21 protein-coding genes, 1 tRNA gene and 2 pseudogenes are annotated in these 18,394 nt (G+C 36.0%); 9 read left to right on the top strand and 15 right to left on the bottom strand.

Annotation, left to right across the window (positions count from 1 at the left end; genetic code table 11):
* Positions 1-119 precede the first annotated feature (119 nt).
* The 7 genes and pseudogenes from DK866_RS10415 to DK866_RS10395 all read right to left on the bottom strand — a co-directional run bounded on the left by DK866_RS10415 (position 120) and on the right by DK866_RS10395 (position 2,374).
* Entirely contained in the window at positions 120-329 is a 210-nt protein-coding gene (locus DK866_RS10415) for an integrase core domain-containing protein (RefSeq protein ID WP_109408837.1), read from the bottom strand.
* On the bottom strand, positions 322-447 hold the full coding sequence (locus tag DK866_RS20270) for a hypothetical protein (protein WP_279629001.1): 126 nt from the start codon (positions 445-447) through the stop codon (positions 322-324). Before DK866_RS20270 ends, DK866_RS10415 begins: the two co-directional genes overlap by 8 nt.
* 125 nt (positions 448-572) lie before the next feature.
* Positions 573-896, bottom strand: coding sequence for a hypothetical protein (locus DK866_RS10410; RefSeq protein WP_109408836.1), 324 nt, complete (start codon positions 894-896; stop codon positions 573-575).
* Between the two features lie 342 nt (positions 897-1,238).
* Positions 1,239-1,322: a hypothetical protein gene (locus DK866_RS20325; protein WP_432206650.1), complete on the bottom strand. Its 84-nt coding sequence runs from the start codon at positions 1,320-1,322 to the stop codon at positions 1,239-1,241.
* Positions 1,309-1,596 (bottom strand): annotated as a pseudogene (locus DK866_RS10405) (lysis system i-spanin subunit Rz); the annotation flags it as partial. The pseudogene DK866_RS10405 and the gene DK866_RS20325, both read right to left, overlap by 14 nt.
* Positions 1,597-1,643: 47 nt before the next feature.
* On the bottom strand, positions 1,644-2,075 hold the full coding sequence (locus tag DK866_RS10400; RefSeq protein WP_109408834.1) for a structural protein: 432 nt from the start codon (positions 2,073-2,075) through the stop codon (positions 1,644-1,646).
* A 7-nt stretch (positions 2,076-2,082) separates the two neighbouring features.
* Positions 2,083-2,374, bottom strand: a pseudogene (locus DK866_RS10395) (phage holin, lambda family).
* A 195-nt stretch (positions 2,375-2,569) separates the two neighbouring features.
* On the opposite strand from DK866_RS10395, the gene DK866_RS10390 reads away from it, so the two are divergent.
* Positions 2,570-3,196, top strand: a complete 627-nt coding sequence (locus DK866_RS10390) for a LysE family translocator (RefSeq protein WP_109408906.1) — start codon at positions 2,570-2,572, stop codon at positions 3,194-3,196.
* A 295-nt stretch (positions 3,197-3,491) separates the two neighbouring features.
* Here DK866_RS10390 and DK866_RS10385 read toward each other — a convergent pair.
* Positions 3,492-3,579: transfer RNA gene (locus DK866_RS10385), tRNA-Ser, on the bottom strand.
* A gap of 182 nt (positions 3,580-3,761) precedes the next feature.
* On the opposite strand from DK866_RS10385, the gene tusE reads away from it, so the two are divergent.
* Entirely contained in the window at positions 3,762-4,091 is a 330-nt protein-coding gene (gene tusE / locus DK866_RS10380) for a sulfurtransferase TusE (RefSeq protein WP_109408833.1), read from the top strand.
* Between the two features lie 37 nt (positions 4,092-4,128).
* On the opposite strand, the gene DK866_RS10375 is transcribed toward tusE, so the two are convergent.
* Entirely contained in the window at positions 4,129-4,410 is a 282-nt protein-coding gene (locus DK866_RS10375) for an acylphosphatase (RefSeq protein ID WP_109408832.1), read from the bottom strand.
* Between the two features lie 197 nt (positions 4,411-4,607).
* Here DK866_RS10375 and hspQ point away from each other — a divergent pair, with 197 nt between their 5' ends.
* Positions 4,608-4,928: a heat shock protein HspQ gene (gene hspQ, locus DK866_RS10370; protein ID WP_006537351.1), complete on the top strand. Its 321-nt coding sequence runs from the start codon at positions 4,608-4,610 to the stop codon at positions 4,926-4,928.
* 79 nt (positions 4,929-5,007) lie between these two features.
* Here the strand turns inward: hspQ and DK866_RS10365 are convergent, their stop codons facing one another.
* A complete protein-coding gene (locus DK866_RS10365) occupies positions 5,008-5,421 on the bottom strand; it encodes a CoA-binding protein (RefSeq protein ID WP_109408831.1) in 414 nt (137 codons plus the stop codon).
* 137 nt (positions 5,422-5,558) lie between these two features.
* Between DK866_RS10365 and DK866_RS10360 the strand changes: the two genes are divergently transcribed.
* A complete protein-coding gene (locus DK866_RS10360) occupies positions 5,559-6,017 on the top strand; it encodes a methylglyoxal synthase (protein WP_072069639.1) in 459 nt (152 codons plus the stop codon).
* 2 nt (positions 6,018-6,019) lie between these two features.
* Here the strand turns inward: DK866_RS10360 and helD are convergent, their stop codons facing one another.
* Complete coding sequence (gene helD / locus DK866_RS10355) at positions 6,020-8,071, bottom strand: DNA helicase IV (protein WP_109408830.1); 2,052 nt, start codon at positions 8,069-8,071, stop codon at positions 6,020-6,022.
* A gap of 114 nt (positions 8,072-8,185) precedes the next feature.
* On the opposite strand from helD, the gene yccS reads away from it, so the two are divergent.
* A complete protein-coding gene (yccS, locus tag DK866_RS10350; protein ID WP_109408829.1) occupies positions 8,186-10,354 on the top strand; it encodes a YccS family putative transporter in 2,169 nt (722 codons plus the stop codon).
* A 75-nt stretch (positions 10,355-10,429) separates the two neighbouring features.
* Here the strand turns inward: yccS and DK866_RS10345 are convergent, their stop codons facing one another.
* Entirely contained in the window at positions 10,430-11,038 is a 609-nt protein-coding gene (locus tag DK866_RS10345; RefSeq protein ID WP_109408828.1) for a TfoX/Sxy family DNA transformation protein, read from the bottom strand.
* Positions 11,039-11,269: 231 nt separating this feature from the next.
* Here DK866_RS10345 and sulA point away from each other — a divergent pair, with 231 nt between their 5' ends.
* Together sulA and ompA are read left to right on the top strand one after the other, a co-directional pair.
* Complete coding sequence (gene sulA, locus DK866_RS10340) at positions 11,270-11,821, top strand: SOS-induced cell division inhibitor SulA (protein ID WP_109408827.1); 552 nt, start codon at positions 11,270-11,272, stop codon at positions 11,819-11,821.
* Positions 11,822-12,170: 349 nt separating this feature from the next.
* Entirely contained in the window at positions 12,171-13,262 is a 1,092-nt protein-coding gene (gene ompA, locus DK866_RS10335; RefSeq protein WP_109408826.1) for a porin OmpA, read from the top strand.
* Positions 13,263-13,445: 183 nt separating this feature from the next.
* Here the strand turns inward: ompA and matP are convergent, their stop codons facing one another.
* Positions 13,446-13,907, bottom strand: a complete 462-nt coding sequence (gene matP / locus DK866_RS10330; RefSeq protein WP_072069645.1) for a macrodomain Ter protein MatP — start codon at positions 13,905-13,907, stop codon at positions 13,446-13,448.
* Between the two features lie 364 nt (positions 13,908-14,271).
* Between matP and DK866_RS10325 the strand changes: the two genes are divergently transcribed.
* On the top strand, positions 14,272-16,014 hold the full coding sequence (locus tag DK866_RS10325; protein ID WP_109408825.1) for an AAA family ATPase: 1,743 nt from the start codon (positions 14,272-14,274) through the stop codon (positions 16,012-16,014).
* Between the two features lie 83 nt (positions 16,015-16,097).
* Entirely contained in the window at positions 16,098-16,616 is a 519-nt protein-coding gene (gene fabA / locus DK866_RS10320; RefSeq protein WP_023581351.1) for a bifunctional 3-hydroxydecanoyl-ACP dehydratase/trans-2-decenoyl-ACP isomerase, read from the top strand.
* A 117-nt stretch (positions 16,617-16,733) separates the two neighbouring features.
* Here fabA and DK866_RS10315 read toward each other — a convergent pair whose 3' ends face one another.
* Complete coding sequence (locus DK866_RS10315) at positions 16,734-17,225, bottom strand: hypothetical protein (RefSeq protein WP_109408824.1); 492 nt, start codon at positions 17,223-17,225, stop codon at positions 16,734-16,736.
* Positions 17,226-18,083: 858 nt separating this feature from the next.
* Complete coding sequence (gene rmf / locus DK866_RS10300; RefSeq protein ID WP_023581348.1) at positions 18,084-18,254, bottom strand: ribosome modulation factor; 171 nt, start codon at positions 18,252-18,254, stop codon at positions 18,084-18,086.
* Between the last annotated feature and the right edge of the window lie 140 nt (positions 18,255-18,394).

Here is an 18,394-nt window from a genome sequence, read left to right as displayed (position 1 = left end):
AACCAATAAGCGTTACTGTACTTATTTACAGCAATGAAAAACCTAAATATGAAGCTTCATTTTATGGAATAAATTGACTAATCCTGATATAGATTGACAACCTTTCAGGCATAAAACGCTCAATAAACCTCATCAGGCATTTTATAATTTAATGACAAATGTGGTCTCCTTTCATTATAAAACTGGATTAATTCTCTAACTAATTTTCTGGCTTTGGCGAGAATTATCATCGGGTAGATACCGATAGCTAGAACTTTTTTCTTACCACCTATACGTTTATAGTCCCTATCCTTGGGTTTCTTAGTTGCTATTACGTGATATTTACTCACTACTCAACCCCACTTCTTGGCCTTCAAACACAATTTCTTTCTTGTAGCAGAGCTTCACTAACCAGTGGCGCCAATGATAAACAATGGGTACATATAACGGCGCAGTGTCATTTTGCAATGCAGTGTTCCTGTTTTTTATATTCCTTACACAATAAGAAAACCCCCAGTAATTGGTTGTCCAACTATTGGGGGTCACTTCAAAAGCAGGCTTTGTGATATTAAATATATGTTCTAAAGTTAAAATTATCTAGAGCAGTAATCAACCGTCATACTTTTGGGTGAAGCAGTAACATAAAATTTCCCTGTTTTCCCCACTGCTTTGATAGCATTTCTGAGCTTAGTTGAAATAAGATTAATTGCACCTTCCGCGCCTAGCTTTATATCATCAATATCCAACACTACATCAGCAACTTCCACAACCCCCAAATAAGTATTACTTGGTAAGTCTAACCCTGAACGATCTGAAGATGTTTCAAAACCCAGATTAATTAGTGTTCTTTCCATCACTCTATACTCTGTAGTTTTACAATAATTAAGGTCAAATGTTACTAATACTGAAAATTCCATATAGCCTCCTAGTATATTTGTGAAGAAATATATATCGGAAAAGTAACCTAAAACTTTATTAATATTTATAATTAGATTCTAACTAATAGTTACCTTATCTAGGTTATTAGATTCTAGGTATATTTTTGCTATTGGATTATCAATTGTCCATATTGCTTTTTTGTAATAGATGTTCTGCGAGTTTTAATGAAAAATAATGTGCGTATTTGCTACCAGAAGCATCATATTTGTATTCAAGAGGCTCACTCTCTTTCATGAATGATTCTATTTTTTGAAGCAAGCACCTCTTTATCTTCATTCATCGTAAACACTCCGTCCAAATATAATCTTGCAACCCTTTAATCACTTACTCTGACTCTGCAATTCGCTCTCTGAGTAGCCAATAATTTCTGATAGCAGTGTCAGTAGGTCGGGCGGTGGTTGCATCATCCAAGCTGGTGGCGAGATTACAGGCGCTCTTTGGACACTCGGCTTTGATATACACCCGCTTAGGATTACGCTTACTAATATCACGCAAGCGACTTATTTCATTCTTTGCATTATAAAGCTCCTGCTGATGATCACTATCGAGTTTATTTAACTTATCAATGCGCTCTTTATAATTGCTATTAATATTAATTTGCTCAGACAAATCCTTGCTGAGTGATTCATTCTCGTTACTTAACGTTTTTATTTTTGCATTTGATAAACTTAATACCATTAATAGAGCACTTAAAAGTAAGAGAAAAAACCATGGGATATATTTACTCATAGCAATAACCAAGCATCTTCATAAACCCTATCTGCATAAAGCTGATACCCAAGCTCAACGCCTACGATTGCTTTTGCTAAAGAGATAGCAACCTGTTTTGATTGAGTGTCTATCTTGTCATTAATGCCAACACCAATCTCTTTCGATGCGCGAGTGATATAGCCATTGGTATTGTTCTCAATTGGCGGTGCGTACTTATTAACAATTGCTGATACTGAGTTCAAACCATATTTACGTTGATATGTTTGAGTTAGTTTATAAATTGCTCTGATGCCATACTCTGGCGACTCAAAGACACAGAATCGAGGGTTAGGCACTCCCGTTTCAATACCGACCAAACCTTTCCATTTATTACGTGGGTTATAGTCAATGTTGCCGGGGTTATTGTTGCGCTCACCGCGAGCCGGCTCACGATTAGATTTAGTCATTTCTCAGCTATGCCTTACCCTTAATGAGTTTGCTTAACCCATCTACACCGACATATCCAATGAATACACTAGACAGATATACCAAGTCATGATTAAGACCTAGTAGCGTTAGAAGATCTTTTACAAACCATGCAAACAACGCGCACATAGCCGCCATCAAATAATGTTTTCTTCCAGCCACCGCCGTTGTACTTACCACGACCAGTTGCTAGTGATGCGCTAATTCCTTGCTCTTTATGAGCAGCGATAACTTGGAATACCTGATCCCAAAATTCAGGGGTTTGTTTCATATGATTCATACTCACCCCCTATTTGGAGGAACTAGTTAATAGAAAGCCGACTCACAGCTTTTGTGTGAATGTGAGGTGTTGTGATTGATTCTGTGGTCGGCATATACGAAAAAAGACCACCTAAGCGATCTTCTGAATGATTCTTTTCAGCTTATATGTATGATTAACTTGCAAACACTCATTAAAAAATACAAATGGAATTATATGGAACTTTCAACACTACTTCTTTTTATCCCAGCCTGCTTTGCTTTAAATCTCGCGCCGGGACCAAACAACCTACTTTCAATTAATAATGCAGCATACTATGGCTTCACTCATTCATGTGCTGGAGGTCTCGGTAGATTGCTCGCATTTGTGATTATGATTGTTCTGGCTTCGTTTGGACTAGCTGTAGTATTACAAACATCAGAAGTCATTTTCAGCACAATTAAATTTGCTGGAGTTGCTTACCTTCTGTGGCTAGCATACCAATTATGGAAATCCCCAACCTCTGAATTCAGTATCACCGAATCCAAATGGGATACATCCATATTTAAATTAGCAAAACAGGAGTTTTTTGTGGCAGCAGGAAACCCAAAAGCAATCCTAATATTCACAGCCTTTCTTCCTCAGTTTATTAACCCTCAAATTGAGGCTGGCCAACAGTTTTTAGTGCTTGGTTCACTATTTTTGCTTCTTGAATTCATAGCGATCATGTTGTACGCCTTGTTGGGTTTGCACATGAAAAAATTACTCAATAAACCAAAGGCTAAGACTATCTTTAACCGAACTTGTTCTGGCCTTTTGGCAGGCGCTGGAGTAATGCTTTTACTTTCCCCGAAAAACAATTAAACAAGACGCCTTAATAACTAATATGTGACCTGTAATGATTATTTACAGGTTGCAGATAACAAAAAACCCCGCCGAAGTGAATAGACTTTTTCGCGTGGTTTAGCTTTTTTAATCGCTATGTCCGTTAGCTTCATAAATCACCAATTTTGTATAGGGTAATTCTATACAAAAAACTATACAACAAATGATAGAGCTTTCAAGAGACGTTAGGAGACTTCAGGAGACAATGATTTGATTGGATTGCTTGATTTTACTGGGATAAGGAGACTTTAGGAGACGCTAGGAGATGATGAAATGGCGGAGGAGGAGAGATTCGAACTCTCGGATGGTTTCCCATCGGCGGTTTTCAAGACCGCTGCCTTCAGCCGCTCGGCCACCCCTCCGCAATGGGGAGCAATATAAACATCTAGCCTTATATTGTAAAGGTCTTATTGTACTGTTTGATGTAAAATTAAACGCATTACAAGTCAATGGCTTAATTAATCAACGATTTATGGGTTCTGCTTGGGTATTTTCCTTATTTTTGCTAAATTAACGCTATTATTTTTGATTGGTCATAAAGCACATGTTTGTATTTAACGGAAAAGAAATCGAGACAGATAGTCACGGTTATCTAAAAAATAGCAATGAGTGGAGCGAAGATATGGTTCCAACATTAGCTGAAATAGAAGAAATTGAACTAACAGAGCAACATTGGGAAATTATCCGCTTTGTTCGCCAATTTTATCTAGAATTTAATACCTCCCCTGCTATTCGTATGCTGGTAAAAGCCCTTGCGCAAAAATATGGCGAAGAAAAAGGCAATAGTCGTTACCTTTATCGTCTATTTCCTAAAGGCCCAGCGAAGCAGGCCACAAAACTGGCTGGTTTACCTAAACCCGTTAAATGTATTTAAAATATTAACTTCTAATAATAAATAACTAAAAACCACACTACTCACAATGGCGGATTGAGAAATCTGCCATTGATTCATATTCACAAGATGTAGCAGACCAAAATGTAATTTTGGCGCCTCTAGGGCCACCAGCTTCTAACCAATTTTCAAATTCTTTGAGCACATCTTCCTTTGCAAACGCTCTTACGCCCACACTGCCGTCATCACGATTCCAAACATAACCTGTTATTGGTTGTTTCTTCATCCATTGATAAGTAAAAAAACGAAACCCAACGCCCTGCACACGCCCTTGAATAATATATTCTCTACCCATTTTCATATGCTCTCCTGATAATGTTGTTAAAATAAAAATTCTACTCAGGTTATTGTCTTTTCTTTATACAATAGATAATCTGATTTTGTGAGGTTCTTTATTCATAATGAAAGCAAAGGATTATATTTTTTTCAAATCCTTGAAATTTCACTTTATGCCCTCATATATATAACCAATAAGCAAGGCTATATGGAGGTGATACTATGATGACCGCCAGCAAATTTGGGATAGGACAGCAAGTTAGACATAAATTACTCGGCTACTTAGGCGTTGTTGTCGATGTGGATGCTGAATATTCCCTTGATCAGCCTAATGAGGATGATATTGCATCTAATGTGACCTTGCGAGCAGCACCTTGGTACCATGTTGTGATGGAAGATGATGAAGGACAACCCGTTCATACTTATCTTGCTGAAGCGCAGATAACTTATGAAGTTTCAGATGAACACTTAGATAATGACTCATTGGATGAGCTATCGCAGTCAATTCGTAGCCAATTACAGGCTCCACGATTACGAAATTAACCGAATAATCTAAATAAGCCGTGATCTGAATAAATATGATAATCGCCGAATTTGTTTTCGGCGATTTTATTTTGATTTTTTACCAAGGAAGGCCATGCGCTTCGATTTCTTTTTTAGGACAACGATCCATAACCACTCGTAACCCTGCTTTTTCTGCTAACTCTTTGGCATCTTCATTAATCACATCAATTTGTAACCATAAGACTTTGGCATTAATTTCAATCGCTTCTTTTGCGATCTCTAATGCAGCAGATGATTGACGGAAAACATCAACCATATCAATCGAGACAGGAATATCTTTTAATGAGGTATAACATTGTTGACCTAACAATGTTTGTCCAGACATACCTGGGTTTACAGGAATAACATCATAACCTTGTTCTAATAAGAATTTCATGACTTTATAGCTTGGGCGATCTTCTTTGCTACTCGCACCAACAAGTGCAATTGTTTTGACACTTCTTAAAATGTCATAAATGTCTGAGTCCACCATTTATATACTCCGTTCATCATGAAGATTGAAAATATTATGATACATCATAGTATCTTGATCCGTTCATAGCTTGTAAGATAAAAAAAAGGTATTTTGACAGCTGGAACAATAACTATATTTATTTTTAAAGGTATCAAATGGAACAAATTGACCGCACGCTCTTAAAAGAAAAAAATATCGCGCTTGTTGCCCATGATCACTGTAAAAGCTCATTACTTGAATGGGTTCAAAATAATCGTGAACAACTGTCTCTACATAAGTTATTTGCTACAGGAACCACAGGAAATTTAATTAACCACCACACCGGCCTAAGTGTTACTCAAATGCTAAGTGGTCCGATGGGCGGTGACCAACAAATAGGTGCAATGATCGCTGAAAAGAAAATCGATATTATGATTTTCTTTTGGGATCCATTGAACGCCGTTCCCCACGACCCGGATGTTAAAGCCCTTCTACGCTTAGCAACGGTATGGAATATTCCGGTTGCCACCAATCGTGCAACCGCAAACTTTTTAATTTCATCGCCTCTGTTTTCACAAGAATCTACAATTAAAATTCCTGATTACGAAGGTTATTTAAAAGAAAGATTAAAATAATTCTAAGGTTTTCGCTGTATAGGAACACCTTGAGATTTTAGCTCCGAAACAAAACAAGATGGCTGTTGTTTATTAAATAATAGCCATACTTGTTTTTTTGCTCTTGTTAATGCCACATACATTAAACGGCGTTCTTCCGCATTAGGATAATCTTCAACTTTTGGTAATAACGCTAATTCAATAATTGATTCCCTTGCAGGTGCAGGGAAAGCATCTTTACCTTCTTGCAAACCTAAAATAATAACGTAATCAGCTTGTTGCCCCTTCGATGCATGAAAAGTCATAAATTCTAAATTTAATTTAGGCCACCGTGTCTTAGCTTTTTTTAATAGTTCAGGTTTTAAATAATGATAACGGGCGAGTAAAAGGATCGTTTCATCGTCACCAACATAACCACTCATTTTATTTAATAGATTTTCAAGCTGATCATCTGATAGTAAAACAACCGCTTTTTTATTGCCTTTAACTAGACTATTTAAAGGTTTAGATAATTGCATTGGATTTTGTTGAATAAACGTATTAGCAACATCACCAATTGTGTCATTAAAACGGTAGGTCGTATCTAATGCGCATTCGGCGCCTTCTCCAAATGAATGATGAAAAGAGGTCGTTAATAATAATTCTGCACCACTAAAACGGTAAATAGCCTGCCAATCATCACCCACAGCAAATAAAGACGTTTGTTTATTTTGCTGCTTTAATGCTGTTAATAATGATGCTCTAAGTGGCGAAATATCTTGAAATTCATCAACAAGTATATGTTTCCATGGGCTAATAAAACGCCCTTTTTCAATAAGATTGATAGCTTGATGTAATAAACCGGAAAAATCTATCGCATCTTCTTCTTTTAATGCCATCTTCCATGCTTTTAATAAAGGCGATAATAATTTTAAATATTTTTTGAATGCATCTGTATATTCAGGTTGTACACTTTCAATTAGTGATTTTTGACTACCGCCTTGCATTCTTAATAAGCCAATCCAACGCTCTAACCTTACAGCAACTTGATTTTCTAATTTTCTATCATACCAAAACTCACCTTCTGGAATATCCCAATCAAGCTCTTGAGATAACCATTCACGCCATCCTTTTGCTTGCGCTTTTTTCTGCTGACATTGATTTCGCCATTCGCCTAATAATAACGCTCTTCTTTTTTCACTATTTATTTCAAGTTCACTAATTTTAGGTTGTTTCTTTGTCGCTTGTTGAATAATAGATAATGCTAATGCATGAAATGTTTTCGCCATAATATCGGCATTTAAACGCGCTGAAATACGCTCATTCATTTCTTGCGCCGCTTTACGCCCAAATGCCAATAACAAAATTTGCTCTGGTTGTGCTAAATTTCGGCGTAATAACCATCCTACTCTTGCAACTAATACAGATGTTTTACCACTTCCGGCCCCGGCTAAGACTAAAATATTCTCTTCACCATTAATAACCGCACGACATTGTGATCCATTGAGTGGAGATGATTCAATTGTATTAAAAAACTCCGCATGCTCATTTAGCATTTGTGTTACCCACGCAGAATTTTCTTTATTAATAAGTAATTCACCTTGTTTTAACCACTCTAAACATTGCTGATAAAGTACTTGGCAATTATCAAATTGGGTAAGGCGTTCAAGTGGAAGAGGAATAGCCGAGAAGCTTTCTTTTATAGATTGTTGAATTTCACTAAGCTTAGATTGTTTTATCCATTTATTGGATTGCATAATTTCAGTAATATTATGGAGTTGCTTCTCAAGAACTTGAGCACTTATTTCACTCATTTCTTGACTCCACATTTGCCATGTTTGGAATAGATATCGATAGAACTGCTGAGTTTCCTCCCAGTCTGTTCCATGTAATCGAACCACTTTATCTTCCGGCAATAAAAATTCTAATTCACCCCACACAATCCCTTTTTTACAGTAAATATTAATCAATTCATTAAAAGGAATTAAATACTGATGTTTTTCACCACTGACTTCAATACCTGCATTTAACAATTTGACTCTATTATAAGGATGCTGTGCTAAACGTTGTCCCATCGGAGTGGATTTCAGTTCCATACGTAATTCCTGCAATAAATAACAAATAGTCTGTTGTTAAGCTCTTTTTAATCGGTGATAAACCCTATATTCTAAGAGGTAATTATCTTCATCTTGTTTATTTAAGGGCTTTTTGTGTTCACTTTGCTAAATGGCGCCCGCCGATTTATCTATAATAGCCACTTTCTCTATTATATTCGCATAATAATCGCACTTACAGGAACGACTTTGTTTCCTTGGGTGTTAGGTCAAGAGCCTAAATACACCATTCCGCTGACTTTAGGTGTGGTCGCAGCCGCATTAACGGACTTAGATGACAGACTTGTCGGGCGTTTAAAAAACCTGGTCATTACCTTATGCTGTTTTCTTCTTGCATCAGCATCAATAGGATTGCTTTATCCCTACCCTATTTTATTCTTTTGTGGTCTAGCAATTTCAACTTGGGGATTTATTTTATTAGGCGCGTTAGGACAACGCTACGCTACCATTGCTTTTGGTGCTTTATTAATTGCCATCTACACTATGCTCGGCATGCCTATTTTCCCTATTTGGTATGAACAACCTATTTTGCTGTTGTTAGGCGCTATTTGGTACAACTCGTTAACCTTAGTTGGTCACTTATTGTTTCCTATCCGCCCTGTGCAAGATAATTTAACTCGTTGCTACCAGCAACTCGCAACATACCTAGAGGCAAAAGCAACTTTATTTGATCCTGATATTGAAGATGACTATCAACACTCACTTTATAGTTTAGCTATGGCAAACAGCCAGCTTATTGACACAATGAATCAAACTAAAGTCACGTTATTAAGCCGGCTAAAAGGTGATAGAGGTCAGCGCAGTAGTCGCTTTACGCTTCATTACTATTTTGTAGCTCAAGATATCCATGAAAGAGCCAGTTCATCTCATGTCCAATATCAATTATTGAGTAATGAATTGCGCCACAGTGATGTGCTTTTTCGTTTTCAACGTTTACTTTCTATGCAGGCTCGGGCTTGTGAGCAAGTGGCACAATCAATTCTTTGGCATAAAAAATATCAGCATAATCCCGCCCTTGAGCGTTCCATTAATTATTTAGAAAATGCCCTCAATCATTTAAAAAACACAACCACAGAACCGCAATTAATGACTCCTTTGAATAATTTATTGCAAAACCTTCAAGGGATTGATGCGCTTTTACGCAGTATTAGCACAGAGCAGTACCAAATATCCCATGACCAAAAAGAAGAAACACAACTTTCCGATGATGGTTTAACCGGATGGCGAGATATCGCATTAAGAATAAAAGAACATCTTACTCCTAAATCAGCACTTTTTAGACATGCAGTTAGAATGTCACTCGTGCTTTGTATTGGTTATGCAATTATTCAATTTTTCCAATTAGACAGAGGCTATTGGATACTATTAACCAGCTTGTTTGTGTGCCAGCCTAACTACAATGCAACACGTAGACGCTTAACATTACGTGTAAGTGGCACCATTATTGGTATTTTAATCGGTTTCCCTATTTTATATTTTGTACCCTCTATTGAAGGACAATTGGTATTAATCGTTATCACTGGCACGCTCTTTTTTGCATTTAGAACGATACAATATGCACATGCCACGCTATTTATTACATTATTAGTTTTGCTAAGTTTTAATTTACTTGGTGAAGGTTATGATGTCGCTCTTCCTCGAATTATTGATACCTTAATTGGTTGTGCTATTGCATGGTTTGCGGTCAGTTTTATCTGGCCTGATTGGAAGTTCCGCCAATTACCTTTTGTCATTCAAAAAACAATGACAAATAACTGCTATTACCTTGATGCTATTCTTATTCAATATTATCAAGGAAAAGATAATAGCTTAGATTATCGAATTGCTCGCCGTAATGCTCATAGTAGTGATGGTGAACTCGCTTCACTTATCTCGAATATGTCATCAGAGCCAAAAAGTTATCAAGCCTCTCAAGAGGTCGCTTTCCAGTTACTCTGTTTGAATCACACCTTACTTAGTTATATTTCAGCACTTGGTGTTCATCGTTCTAAAATCGAAGATGAAACAGTGCTTACGTTACTGAATGATACTGTTTGTTATATCGACGCTGCTTTGCGTCGCAAAACAGCGCAGGATAAAACATTTAAACAATCTCATATCGAGTTAATTGAACGGATCAATTCATTACCTAATGCTGATGATGGACGAATTCAATTAGTCGTTACTCAGATTCGATTATTACTAGATTTACTCCCTCAAATCATTAACTGCATTCAAATGATTGAGCAAGGAGAAACAAACAAAGCACTTGAACCACAGCGTTAGTGTTAATGCCTAATCGACGTTATTTTCTCTAATTTCATATGAGGACTAGAGAAAATAACTGTCGTTAGGTTTATCTTATTGAAAAGACAATTCATTATACCAATCTAATAGTTCTGCTTTTAGTTGGTTGGGTAACACGGAACGATGACATCCCATTATTGCCCCCGCTAATGAAAGTAAAATCTCACTATTTTTTAAATTATGGCTGCGCATTAATTTCAAATAACAGGCTTTGGCACCAATAAGTCGTAATTCTTCAACTTTATTAACCCCAATTTGGCTTAGCCTTTTCTCTAATATGACACCTAAATTAGGTAAATCTTTTATTCGGCATGGCCTTTTCCGTTGGCCTAAATACTCTTGCATGCTGTAGTGATATGACAAATCAATATATTGATCTAATTTTTGCTGATTTTCCCATAAAGAATCCATGATTTTATAATAACGTAACGTTATTGGTTTTCCTTTTTTCAGATAGATATAGGCTTCCATTTTTGTTGCCTTATAAAGCGTCTCTAAAAAATCGCTTCCTTTTAAATAAAGTTGATTATCAGACGTGATAGCAAACATAACGTCATCAATCATTAAGCTAACACCACCAAATTGAGACTTTGTTGTTAACTCTCCATATTTCGCAATGCGCGATAGCAAATGAGCCTTCCGTTGCTCAGGTAAAAATGACATTAAAACTCCAACATAAACATTGATGTGAATTTTTTATCTTTGAATTCAAAAACATGCATATAAGACTTACCATAGAGACAATAAAGAATTTACTTTTTATTGCCAATAGTTAACAGCTTGAAAATAGAGATTTACATAAAATTTGAGAGGAACTTTCAAAAAATTGAGCTTGATTTAAGCGAAATTTAGATATACTGTATATTCATACAGTGCATATAGGCAGAGGTAAACATGAAAATCTCAACATCATCTCCGACAAGACAAAATACCATTCTCCAAGAGATCTCTAATGAGGTATTACCTCTATCTATCCCTTCAGCAATGGTTACTACGGAAAGTGATAATAAACAAGGCATGGTAAGTGAACTTCTCTACCAAAATCCGCTCGTTATTAATCACATCCTTTTACCATTACTAAAACAGTATAGCCATGAATCACGCTGGTTATTGTGGTTAAACCCACAACAAAAACTCAATCGTTCTTGGTTGAAAAATGTAGGATTACCTCTTGATAAAATAATCCAATTAAATCATGTAAATAGAATAAATACGGTTGATTTGATGGAAAAGGCATTAATGAGTGGAAATTACAGTGTCGTTCTAGCTTGGTTACCAGAAATATCGCCAGAAGATATGAAAAGATTAGAATCTGCTGCAAGCAAAGGTAAAAGCTTGGGGTTTATCATGCGTCAACAAATTAATACAAATATCCATTTAGAAAGTACTAATGCATCTAAACGACATTTGAATTCCGTAAAAATTCATTCAATTCACTACCATTAGTGAAATTTAAGAGTTTTCCTAATACTCAGAACACCTCGATATCATTTAAGATAAGTCAAAAGTATTTATAACCTAAATCATATAGTTACAATAAATTTAACAAAAATACAGAATCTTACCCATTGTGGAATTAGGCAGATCTTTTTAAAATTTTAAGTCGAATTTTAAAGGATTACTTGTAACTTTTTAAGTTCATTGTAGACTTTATGTCGTTAAGGTTATGCTTTAAATCCCATTTTTTGGGATCATCATTTGATGAAAGCATTGGATTCCTAACAATAATTTAACCAAGGGCAAATAATAAGGCTTAAAGCCAAATGCCTAACTTGGATGATAACGAGGCGTAAAAATGAAAAAGACAGCTATCGCATTAGCAGTGGCAGTGGCAGCTTTCGCAACTGCAGCGCAAGCAGCTCCAAAAGACAATACCTGGTATACTGGTGGTAAATTAGGTTGGTCTCAATACCAAGGTACTAGCAACCATTTTGAAGGTACTTCTATCGGTAATGGTAACACTCACCGTGACCAATTAGGTGCAGGTGCATTTGCTGGTTATCAGTACAACCAATACTTAGGTTTTGAACTGGGTTATGATTGGTTAGGTCGTATGACTTATAAAGGTTCATATGACAATGGTGCGTTCCGTGCTCAAGGTATCCAATTAACCACTAAATTAAGTTATCCAGTAATGGAAGACTTAGACGTTTATACCCGTTTAGGTGGTATGGTATGGCGTGCAGATTCTTCTGCAACTAAAAACGCTACTTCTTTATCTCCAAAACAAGAGCGTTTCTCTAATAACGATACTGGCGTTTCTCCAGTATTCGCATTAGGTACTGAATACGCGATCACTCCAAACATCGCTACTCGTGTTGAATATCAGTGGATCAACAACATTGGTGATAAAGGTACTCTGAATGCGCGTCCAGACAACGGCATGCTGAGTGTTGGTGTTGCTTACCGTTTCAACCAAGAAACTCCAGCTCCAGTTGTAGCTCCAGCTCCAGTTGTAGCTCCAGCTCCAGTTGTTGAGAACAAAACCTTTACTCTGCGTTCAGATGTTCTGTTCAACTTCAACAAATCTACTCTGAAAGCTGAAGGTCAAGAAGCTCTGAATGGTCTGTACAATGAACTGGCTAATATCGACCCAACTCAAGGTCGTGTAGTAGTTATTGGTTACACTGACCGTATCGGTTCTCAAAACTACAACCTGCCTCTGTCAGAAAAACGTGCTCAATCTGTAGTTGATTACCTGGTATCTAAAGGTATCCCTGCAAACAGCATCTCTGCAGAAGGTCGTGGTAAAGAAAATCCAGTTACTGGCAACACATGTGACAACGTTAAAGCTCGTTCAGCTCTGATCGATTGCTTAGCGCCAGACCGTCGTGTTGAAATCGAAATCCAAGGTACAACTGAAGTTGTTGTTCAACCTGGTAAATAATTCAGATAGTAGAATAATCTACTGTTAATGAATTCAAAACCCTGCCACTGGCAGGGTTTTCTTTATGGGAAGAAAAAATATACAAATTAAGAATATAGAGGCAAAGATTGAATAAATAAAAAGGGGTATGAAGTGTCACAATAAAAAAAGGGTGTCGTTAATACAGATAAAAAATAATATCGATTACTTTTCTTTATCTCGTTCTAATAGTTCAATTAATCCATCTTTTAAACTATGTACTTTTAAAGCGTATTGCTCTTTTCGTTCAGCATCTTCAATTAATTGTACAATTGTTTCTGATAATGTTATTCCTCGGCGTTGTGATAAAGCCGATAAGCGCTGCCAAACTTTAAACGTTAAATCTATCGATTTTTTTCGTGTATGTTGATGCTCTGCATTAAAATACCGCTTTCTACGAGCACGAATAGTTTGTTTCATTTTATTGGATAGATCAGGATTCATATGCAAATCTATCCACTCTAAAACTTTTAATGGCTGTGATTCTATCAGTAATAATTGCTCGACAACCTCATCAGCCGCACTTTTTTCAATATAACGAGTAATTAACTCACCTTCACGATGCTTTTTGACGAGATATGCCCACTTCCAGCCACATTCTAGATTCTCTAATTGTTGATATTTCATACAAACCCCCGTGACAACGTAACTATATACTAGCATATCAACAATTTTACAAAAATACTGCCACTGAACCGAAATTTTTTGCCTATTTTATAAGCAAGGATGTTTTGGATAATCTTTTTTTATCAATTAATAACAAGCCTTGATAAGGGATAGTTTTCTGAGCACGTTATGATAGAATCGAGCGTCGCTATAATAAAACCTAATGGCTGATTTGTTAGCTCATTATTATAAGGTCGTAGCGATACATATTCCCTGCCTATGCAGTTGATGACAGTTAAAGAACCGTCTTATTGCAGGATAGATACCCACTTATAGTGGTATCTAATAAATCTCTTTTCACTAACCAATAATAAAAACGGTAACCTTGAAAAACAACGAATTAGAATGGCAGGCGTTACGTCCTGATTACGCCTCCTACCAGACTTTCTTTCAAACAGCATCTCAATTACCTGCATCTCTACTTCGTGAGGTTCAGCCTCGCCTGTATGAAAGCCTACAATGGCTAAATAATGCAGATTCAGGCCAATTTATGCTGTTAAAAGCCGATGATTCTACCGCTTACTTTGATATGTTGACAGACACATTAACGCAATCAGAGATCAAAACCTATCCGGTTATTGGTGCCTATCAAGCAGAATCAAATAAAATCTATTGGCAAGAAAATGTACAAGGTGCATTTTCATCATCAGAATCTATTACTTGCTGCCAGTGGATAGAACCCGAACAACTCTTTGGCTCTTTCTATTGTCATAAAGATAATGTCACTGTCAGCCCAGGTTTATTACATAAAGTTAATGGTGGAATTCTCGTTCTCTCCATTAAATCTTTATTAGCTCAACCATTAATGTGGTTTCGTCTGAAAAAAATGGTTGAAGAGCAACGCTTTGAATGGCTTGTTTGGAATGATAATCAATCATTGCCTTTGCCCATTGAAAGTATGCCTCTCAATCTGCGAGTGATTTTAGTTGGCGATAGACTAAGTCTTGAAGAGCTAGAATTTATGGAGCCAGAATTAAGTAACGTAGCTTTATATGGCGAATATGAATACGATATGTATTTAGAAGACGAAACAACACTTTCGCAATGGTGTGGTTTTGTAAATGCATTGTGCCAAAAATATCGTTTCCCTTCTTTATCAGCAGATGCTTGGGAAGTGTTATTAACACAAGCAGCAAGGCAACATGAAGATCAGTTGATCTTGAGCTTAGATTTAGAATGGATCTTACGTCAACTCCGTTACGCAATGCGTTTTAATCATGATGCTTATCTAAATGCAGACGCACTAAAAAAAGCAGAAGAAAATCGCTTATGGCGACATAGTTATCTATTAGAGCGTAGTCGTGATGAAATTTTGCAAGACCAGGTAATGATACAAACAGAAGGTGAAGCCGTTGGCCAAATCAATGGGCTTTCTGTCTTAGATTATCCTGGTTATCCTGATTTAATTGGTGAACCTACTCGTATAACTTGTGTTGCCCATATTGGTGATGGCGAGTTTACTGATGTTGAACGTAAAGCGGAGCTTGGTGGTAATCTTCATGCTAAAGGAATGATGATCATGCAAGCTTACTTAAACTCAGAATTACGTTTAGACCAACCACAACCATTTAGTACCTCTATTGTTTTTGAGCAGTCTTATGGTGAGGTGGATGGTGATAGCGCTTCTCTGGCTGAACTGTGTGCATTAATTAGTACACTTGCACTGCAACCAATAGATCAACAAATTGCGGTAACGGGCGCAGTTGATCAATTTGGTCAGGTTCAGCCTATTGGTGGTGTAAACCAAAAAATCGAAGGTTTCTTTGATATTTGCCAGCAAAGAGGATTAACAGGATCACAAGGTGTAATTATTCCTCTCGCGAACATTCGTCATCTAGTACTAAATGAAAATGTTCAACAAGCCGTCAAAGAAGAGAAATTTCATATTTGGCCTGTAACACATGTCGCTGAAGCCATAACATTACTAACTCGTCAGCCATATTATGAAGAGCAATGCGAGCCAGAACAATCTGATGCACACTTGTTAGCTGTGATCCATGACCGTATAACACTTGCAAATAATCAAGATAGACCTAAGTTACCTTGGTTCTTACGTCTATTCAGATAATTCTATTTCAAGTGATCGGAGTTGTTCAGCGTACAAGTGTAAGCTATTCTGTTATCTTACATTTGATAAAGGCTATATAGACAATGGTTGATAAACGCGAATCTTATTCTAAAGAAGACCTCATTGCTTCAGGCCGTGGTGAATTATTTGGCCAAGATGGCCCACCACTGCCGTCTGGTAATATGCTAATGATGGATCGCATCATTAAAATGACTGAAGATGGCGGCACCCATAATAAAGGCTTTATCGAAGCAGAATTCGATATCAAGCCCGACTTATGGTTCTTTGATTGCCATTTCGTCAATGATCCTGTGATGCCGGGTTGCTTAGGCCTTGATGCCATGTGGCAACTTGTTGGCTTTTATCTTGGCTGGCTTGGTGGCGAAGGAAAAGGCCGTGCTCTTGGTGTAGGTGAAGTTAAATTCACTGGACAAATATTACCAACTGCAAAAAAAGTTACCTATAAAATTGATTTCAAACGTGTTATCAATCGTAAACTGATTATGGGTATTGCCGACGGTGAAGTGTATGTTGATGGTAAGCTGATTTATGAAGCAAAAGATTTAAAAGTTGGCTTATTTAAAGATACAACTGCATTCTAAGATCGATAATTCCAAAAGTTTATTATAAAAATACCGTGTAATATACAATACACGGTATTTTTTTATCTGTACTAATAATGTATTTATTCTATTTATAAAAAACAGATCATATTTAATTTAGTTTTTATCAATACATTGCGTCGATTGCTTATTTTGTAAATACTGAAAATAGTCTTTAATTCTAGAAGAGAAAAATAGGCTATATGTAAGATAAACAAGCAATCCTGCTAAAAATAAGCTCCCTAATATTTCACCTGAACTTTCTGCTTGATGACTACTATTTGTATTATCAAATGCGTTTTGGATACCTATTGCTATGACAATAGCCATAGGAAGCATTGATATACACCAGAATATTTTCAGCATTATTGGTGCTATTTCTTTCTTCATAAAAATAACAAAAAGAGTAATAACATATAAACTAACGAGAGAAGAAGTTTGTATCATACTCCACACGATAGAAAGAGAAGCTACAAAATCAAAATCAACACTACTTCTTATAAATGCACCTATTAAAATGGAGATATTAGGTAATGAAGATATTAATTGCTGTAGTGTGAAGAAAATAAAAGCAATTAATATTATCCATAATGATATTGGTTTTTTCATTGAAACCTTCCTTGTAATTAAAAGTCGCTATAATAAATTAATCAATGTATAGTGTCACCACATTAGTAAATAATTCTTATATGTAAAGATAAATTTAAGTTAAGTAATGATCCCTATCCCAAATAAATATCACACTTAAAAATTATATCGACTTAGAATAAATAACATTAAGGAATAATCGTATGGAGATGATTATAAGCGCACTCGCAGAGCTTTTTAGTTTTCTTGTTGAGCTTACCTTTTTTCTTTGCAAAGTAATTGGCTATCGACTCACGATTTTATTGATTATATTTATTTGTATGTATGCAAATCAATTTGATATAAAATGGCTTTTAGGTTTTATTACAACCTCATTGTGTTTATATAGCCCCAATATATATAAGTTATTTAAAAAATCAAAAAACAAATTAAATTAATCTTTATAAAAAATTATTTTAAGGAAAATAAGTGATTACTAAAGGAAAAGTATCTAAAAAACACGCAGACTTTATGTTTTATTGTGGCATATTTCTAATATTAACATCTCTTATAACTTGGTTTACTTCGGAAAGAATCGATTGGCTATATAATTCTGTCAATTCAATACTTGCTATTTTTTTTACTATTTATGGGTTTCGTTTACGTAAAAAAATAAGTACAACCGAACAAAAAAATAATGCCAGTATGATGTAAAAAGGCTCGCAGAATATGCAAGCCTTTTTGTATTCAATTTATAACTACTGTTTGTTATTTATACTCAAATTGTCCTGTGTTCAATGTGAGCACAGAAATATATAAATAACCCTTAATTTTTTTCGTCGGCAAAATTTAGTGATTATATTTAATATCACCATTGTTTATTTTACTACGACGGGTTATTTATTTTACCAGACTTGGGCGATCTTCCATGGCCTGTCGCCAACCTCCCAGCCAATGTGAACGCGCATCAATCGCGAAATAAGGACAAAGCTCTTTTGAACGGCCTTGCATACCAGCTTGATAACCTTTCGATAATGCTCTTGCTAAACGATCTCGTTTCTGTCTTTTCATGTCTAGACAACCCTCACGTTCTAAGTTTAAGCGGAAAGATAATGATTGTTTTTTCAACAACCACTATAAATTGATACGCTTTATTGAGCATTTAAGCAAGTAAAGAAGTTAATACAAATGTCATATTTGTGAAGCTGAGC

This window comes from Proteus genomosp. 4 str. ATCC 51469, assembly GCF_003144375.1.
Classification (GTDB): Bacteria; Pseudomonadota; Gammaproteobacteria; order Enterobacterales; family Enterobacteriaceae; genus Proteus.
Note: the sequence above shows the minus strand (reverse complement) of the source record. Positions and strands in the feature narration are given on the sequence as shown.